Raw genomic sequence first — 6,185 nt, 5'->3', positions numbered from 1 at the left:
TTCTTGAGTAAGATGAGTATAGTTCATGATGCAACTTTGACTTTGGTCGGTCGGAAGCATAATGCTAACTCATCTTGCTTTCTTCCAATACATTAATCTCTGTTGCACTTCATTTGAGAATCTAAGATCTAAAAAATAGCTACCCAAGGGCACGCCAATTAAGCCTGCAATAATATAGGGAAGAACTAATTGTCGCGACGAAGTATGTTGTCCGCGTTCTTGTCTGAGGGAAATCACATGACTCCACACGGAAGCAAGTACCACTAAAGGTGCGGCTAATTGTGGTGGAAGTACCCAAACCCAAAAAGACATGGCCACGAGTGCAAAGGCAAAACCTGTTAAGCCTTGTACAAAGCCTGCAAGCATTGCACCAATGATAAAAATCAGCCAAGTCATGACAATCATATACGTTAATTGAGGCGCTTATCTTAGCGAATTAAAAGCACTTTATTTAAATGCAATTGGCCTAAGCTTAGCTGAAATTACGATATGTCTTAGATATATAAATACAAAAAGGATCTTCTGTGATTACGACTAAAAAAGACGCATATTGCGTCTTTTTGGGGAGAAAGCTATTGAACGGGCAAATGCACAAAGTTCTAAAGTAGCGCTAAAGCTAAAATTTAAGCGGGTACAGTTTTTTGAAATAAGCCTGCACGTACGGTTCCTGCTTTGGTTTCTTTAACTTTATGCCACGTATGAGGGAGTGTCAGTTGGCTTAAATCACGATCGGCTTCAACATAAATAAAGCCTTGGTCTTTAATGAGTGGGTCCGCTAAAGTAGCTAATTCTTGCCATAAATCTAAGCCATACGGCGGATCTAAAAACACCAAATCAAATTGTTGTTTTAAGCTGGGTAAGGCTTGTTGTGCAGTGCTCACTTTGAGTTGAGCTTGTGCCTTGGTCACACGTAGTAACTCAAGGTTTTGGGTTAAAAATTGAGCCTGATTGCGGTCAGGTTCAATCATCACAACTTGGCTTGCACCCCGAGACAGCGCTTCAAAAGCCAAAGCCCCTGAGCCTGCGCAAATATCTAAAACTTGTGCATTTTGCACATCCCACATCAGCCAGTTAAATAGTGTTTCACGTACTCGGTCAGGCGTTGGTCGAAGACCATCAATCGATGCGAATGGGAGTTGGCGACGTTTCCACTCTCCGCCAATAATACGTAATTGATTTTTCATAATTCAACTCATTCTACATCGTTTGATGGTGTAACTGGTGCAGTAATAGGTGCAGATGCTACTGGGCTTGATGCAGGTGCTGCATTGTGGCTATTTGCGTTACTATTGCTTTGAGTCGTTGCATTCGGGTCCGCAGATAATATAGTGCTACCACTAGGCAGTTCACCTGGTTTAATGCCAGCAGTCATTAGGCCACCGCTAATTTGATGGTTAGCAGGACGAATAGGGTTTTTCTTACGTTGCAATAACCAATAATCAAAAATTGGACGCGCTAACTGGGCCGCCGAGCCACCATGACGACCATTTTCCCATACTACGGCAATCGCAATTTCAGGATTTTCTGCAGGTGCAAAGCCCACAAACAAACCGTGGTCCAGCTGACGTTCTGTTAATAGTGCTTCGTTGTAACGTTTACCCTGCGCAATACTTTTAACCTGAGCTGTCCCTGTTTTACCTGCAATATGATACATCGGTGTACGAATACCACGGCCTGTACCGCTTTCCACTACATCAACCATCGCATCACGCATTTTGATCCAATCTTCAGGCTTACCATTAAATTCGATATGGCCATCAGGTGCATTGTGTGCTTTATAGGCTTTAAAGCCTTTACTGTCACGGAGTACATGGGGAGTCACATGCGCGCCCTGATTGGCTGTGATTGCGGTTGCCATGGCTAGTTGTAGTGGTGTAGCTGTAAAAGCACCTTGGCCAATACTGACTGAAATGGTTTCACCTTTGAGCCATTTTGACTTACGGGTACGCATTTTCCATTCAGGGCTTGGGTATAGACCTTCACTTTCACTTGGTAAATCTACGCCAGTTTTCGAACCAAAACCAAATTGGCGCATCCAAGTGTTCATTTTTTCAATACCCATACGATACGACAGGATATAGAAATAAGTATCACAGGAAACGTTTTGAGCTTTATGCATATTCACAGAACCGTGACCTGTTTTTTTATGGTCACGGAAGCGGTGGCTATCACCTGGTAAAGTGAAATAACCCGGATCGGCAATCGCCGTATTCCAATCCACTAAATTATAGTGCAACCCACCCATACCAAACATTGGTTTAATGGTCGAACCTGGTGGGTACGCGCCTTGTACAGCACGGTTATATAGTGGCTGATCTAAATTATCACGTAGTGCGCTATAGTCCTTGCTGCTAATCCCTGTCACAAAAAGGTTGGGGTTAAAGCTTGGGCTAGACACGAGCGCTAAAATTTCACCTGTACGTGGGTCCATGGCAATAATTGCACCACGGCGCCCCGCCAGTTGTTCTGAGGCAATGGTTTGCAAGCCATAATCTAAAGATAAAAACAGATCATTACCGCGAACAGGATCTTTACGGCCTAAATGACGTAACACATTTCCGTGCGCATCTGCTTCAACAGATTCATTGCCAGGTAAACCATGTAATAACTCTTCATAAGACTTTTCTACCCCAATTTTACCAATCAGGTTTGTCCCCGCATAGAGGTCTTTATCAATACTTTTTAGTTCTTTGTCATTAATACGCCCGACATAACCAATCACATGGGCAAACAGTTCGCCATGTGGATAATAGCGCGTCATTTGGGTCTCTATATTGACCCCAGGGAACTGATATTTAACTTCACTAAATTTGGCAATCTCAATTTCATTTAAATTGAGTTTAAGTGCCACACGTTCGGTTTTTTTAGAGGTTTTAATACGACTTTTGAAGCGATCAATATCCTCTTCAGTCAAATTTAAAATTGGAATTAAACGTGCAACAGTGTCATCAATATCAGGAATATCTGCACGGCTCATTGTGGCAGAAAATACTGGATAATTATCTGCCAGCAATACGCCATTGCGGTCATAAATATAACCACGAGCAGGCGCTAAAGGCTGTAGGCGAATACGGTTTTGATCTGATGCCGTTGAAAACTCTTGATAACTGCTGATTTGGAGATAGGCATAACGCACGACCAACAACAGCATAAAGAAAATAACAATACCCGCTGAAATCAGTACCCGATTGCGATAAATGCGCTTTTCTTGCTGTACATTTTTTAAAGGAAAGTGCTGCTTCATACGCGATCGGCTTGACTCAGAAACTAGAGGGAAATTTGAAGATCAATATTCTAACGCAAATGCAGTTTTTTTGATAAATAAAAAAAGTCCGTTTCGTATGTTCTGTTTAAACTTTGACTTTGTGGACATGAAAAAGGTAAATTCCAGTATATAAGGATGCGAATAATTCTGATAAAGTCAAATCGCATAAAAATAGGAAATCTATTACAAATATAATTAAGGAAGATGGTGGAAATAATGAACAAAGTTTATTCTTTGTTAGCTTTCATATTGGTGACCAATGCTGCCTATGCCCAAGACAATAGCTTTCTGCCAGAAGCAAAGCTAAAGCAAGGTGATGCGCAGACATTAAACCTCGGGGTCGGTTTTACGCAAAAAATGATCCATTTAAATACCGAATGGGTGAATCCATACGGCATTGCTTATGTGAAAGGCGGTGTATATTTAAATGATGATCATACCGCAGGTGGGCAAGTTGGCTTTCGCTACCCAGTGCAATTTACAGGTAAAGATAAAAACGGTTATTACCTAGGTGTATACGCAGGCCATATTGACAGTAAAAAAGTCGATAATAGTTATGAAAGTCGCTTAGGTGGTGGTGTGGATTTAGCCTACGTCATGATGAGCCGTGAACGTATCAGTACCTTTAGTGTGGGTATTGGTGCGGGTGAAAAACTCACGAATCAGGATGGCACTGTTGCTGCAGAAACAAAACCGCAGCTACAATTTTCCTATACTATAAGTATCGGATTATAGTAACAATATTGCCTGTGAACTCTTTAGAATTGACTTAATAAAATTAAATATGGAAATGATACATGCTTGAGTACGTCAGTGAATTATGGCAAACCTTTACGCAACGTCCAGATTTTTGGGCCGTGCTCAGCATTATCCCTGTTACTGCATTTGTTACATGGGCACATGTATGGATGGCGCTAAAAATGGTGTTTTACCCAATTAATTTTTGGGGTTTCCATGTAGGTCCATTGCCTGTGGGTTGGCAGGGGATTGTGCCACGTAAAGCAGGTCGTATCTCTGGGATTATTACCGATAATACGCTATCAAAATTAGGCTCTTTACAAGAGTTTTTAAATGCGATGGACCCTGAAGACATGGCGCGTATTATTGGTGAGCAAGTGGGCTTTGAGCTCGAACATCTCATTGATGAAGTCATGATCGATCGTAATGCCGTGCTTTGGGAAAACCTTCCATATTCGATCAAACGTCGAATTTATGCGCAAGCGCAAAAACAATTGCCAGGTACCTTAAAAGAACTTGTGACCGAACTGACCATGAACGTCGAGTCATTGGTCAACATGCGTGACATGGTAGTTAGTCAAATGGAAGGCGACCGTAAGCTTATGGTACGCATGTTCTTAAAAGTGGGTCAAAAAGAGATCAACTTTATTTGGCATATTAGTGCACTTATTGGGATGTTCTTTGGTATTTTCCAAATGATCGTTTGGTTTGTGGTGCCTTGGCATTGGACAGTTCCATTTTGGGCAGCTATCTGGGGCTTCTTGACCAACTGGATTGCCATTTGGATGGTGTTTAACCCTGTAGAGCCACACTATGTACGCTATCCACAGTTTTTTGAGTTGACCAAGGGACGCAAATTTCCATGGATTAAACCTGTAATTCCACGTATGGGAACTTACAATATTCAAGGTGCGTTTATGAAGCGCCAAGAAGAAGTGTCCGATGTCTTTGCCAGTGTAGTCACTGAAGAATTAATCACCTTAAAGTCAATTATGACGGAAATGATGTATGGTTCTAAAAAAGACAAAACACGCCGTATTGTGAAGCGCCATATTAATGAAATTATGGAAACACCATTGGTGAGAACGTCTTTACAGCTGTCTTTAGGACCAAAAGAATACGCAAAACTCAAGACAGACTTGATTGACCGCTCAATAGAAATTACGATGGTGCCTGTATGCGACCCTGCGTTTAATGCGAGCCGTGCACAGAAAATCTTTCAAATGTTTAAAGACCGTATCCGCGAGTTAACGCCAAAAGAATTTCAAAACCTATTACGACCTGCTTTTCAGGAAGATGAATGGATTTTGATTGTACTTGGGGGTGTAACTGGTTTTATCGCTGGTACAATACATTTGTTCGTGGCTTTCTTATAATTAGATGCTGGCCAGCAAGATCGAATTTGATTGATCATCGCTGAGCAGTGTCATACATATTGTTTTAAATGAGGATGTTTATTTATGCGCATTATTTTACTCGGACCACCTGGAGCAGGTAAAGGTACACAAGCTCAGCTGATCTGTAAGCGCTACAATGTCCCACAAATTTCAACCGGTGATATGCTCCGTGCTGCAATTCGTGAAGGAACTGAACTAGGCCTTAAAGCTAAAAGCGTGATGGACAACGGTGGCTTGGTTTCAGATGAGCTGATTATTGGTCTTGTAAAAGAACGTATTGCTCAACCTGACTGTGTAAACGGCTGCATCTTCGACGGTTTCCCTCGTACAATTCCACAAGCGGAAGCGTTGGAAAATGAAGGCATCAATATCGATCACGTGATTGAAATTGATGTACCAGACGAAGAAATCGTTCAACGTCTTTCTGGTCGTCGTCAGCACCCTGCATCTGGTCGTGTTTACCATATCGTCTACAACCCACCAAAAGTGGAAGGTAAAGATGACGAAACTGGTGAAGATCTTGTACAACGTCCAGATGACCAAGAAGAAACGATCCGTAAGCGTTTAGCTTCATATCATACTGAAACAGAACAATTGGTTGGTTTCTACCAAGGCCGTGCGGCTTCTGGTGAAAATGCACCTACGTATGACAAATTGAATGGTCTTCGTCCAATCGAGAACGTTCAAACTGATTTGTTTGCGATTTTAGATCAGTCAAAATAATTCGATTTTTCGAATTTTGACTTTCAAAGAGCCCTAAGTCATATTAGGGCTCTTTTTGTTGG

Annotated in this window: 5 protein-coding genes and 1 pseudogene; 3 read left to right on the top strand and 3 right to left on the bottom strand. The window is 41.7% G+C overall.

Translation table 11 applies throughout. The features are described from left to right. Positions 1 to 123: 123 nt before the first annotated feature. The 3 genes and pseudogenes from HYG93_RS11450 to mrdA all read right to left on the bottom strand — a co-directional run. Positions 124 to 396: pseudogene (locus tag HYG93_RS11450) on the bottom strand (sulfite exporter TauE/SafE family protein); the annotation flags it as partial. Positions 397 to 623: 227 nt separating this feature from the next. Continuing rightward, on the bottom strand, positions 624 to 1,184 hold the full coding sequence (rsmD, locus tag HYG93_RS11445; protein ID WP_106986145.1) for a 16S rRNA (guanine(966)-N(2))-methyltransferase RsmD: 561 nt from the start codon (positions 1,182 to 1,184) through the stop codon (positions 624 to 626). 8 nt (positions 1,185 to 1,192) lie between these two features. Beyond that, entirely contained in the window at positions 1,193 to 3,244 is a 2,052-nt protein-coding gene (gene mrdA, locus HYG93_RS11440; RefSeq protein ID WP_106986144.1) for a penicillin-binding protein 2, read from the bottom strand. A 237-nt stretch (positions 3,245 to 3,481) separates the two neighbouring features. Between mrdA and HYG93_RS11435 the strand changes: the two genes are divergently transcribed. The 3 genes from HYG93_RS11435 to adk all read left to right on the top strand — a co-directional run bounded on the left by HYG93_RS11435 (position 3,482) and on the right by adk (position 6,123). Then, positions 3,482 to 4,000 carry a hypothetical protein gene (locus HYG93_RS11435; protein ID WP_106986143.1) on the top strand — a complete coding sequence of 173 codons (519 nt, stop codon included), beginning with the start codon at positions 3,482 to 3,484 and terminating at the stop codon, positions 3,998 to 4,000. Between the two features lie 62 nt (positions 4,001 to 4,062). Next, positions 4,063 to 5,379, top strand: a complete 1,317-nt coding sequence (locus HYG93_RS11430; protein ID WP_117007933.1) for a hypothetical protein — start codon at positions 4,063 to 4,065, stop codon at positions 5,377 to 5,379. A gap of 84 nt (positions 5,380 to 5,463) precedes the next feature. Then, on the top strand, positions 5,464 to 6,123 hold the full coding sequence (gene adk, locus HYG93_RS11425) for an adenylate kinase (RefSeq protein ID WP_106986141.1): 660 nt from the start codon (positions 5,464 to 5,466) through the stop codon (positions 6,121 to 6,123). Positions 6,124 to 6,185: the final 62 nt, after the last annotated feature.

It is taken from the genome of Acinetobacter sp. SwsAc6 (assembly GCF_013391565.1).
Lineage (GTDB): Bacteria > Pseudomonadota > Gammaproteobacteria > Pseudomonadales > Moraxellaceae > Acinetobacter > Acinetobacter cumulans.
Note: the sequence above shows the minus strand (reverse complement) of the source record. Positions and strands in the feature narration are given on the sequence as shown.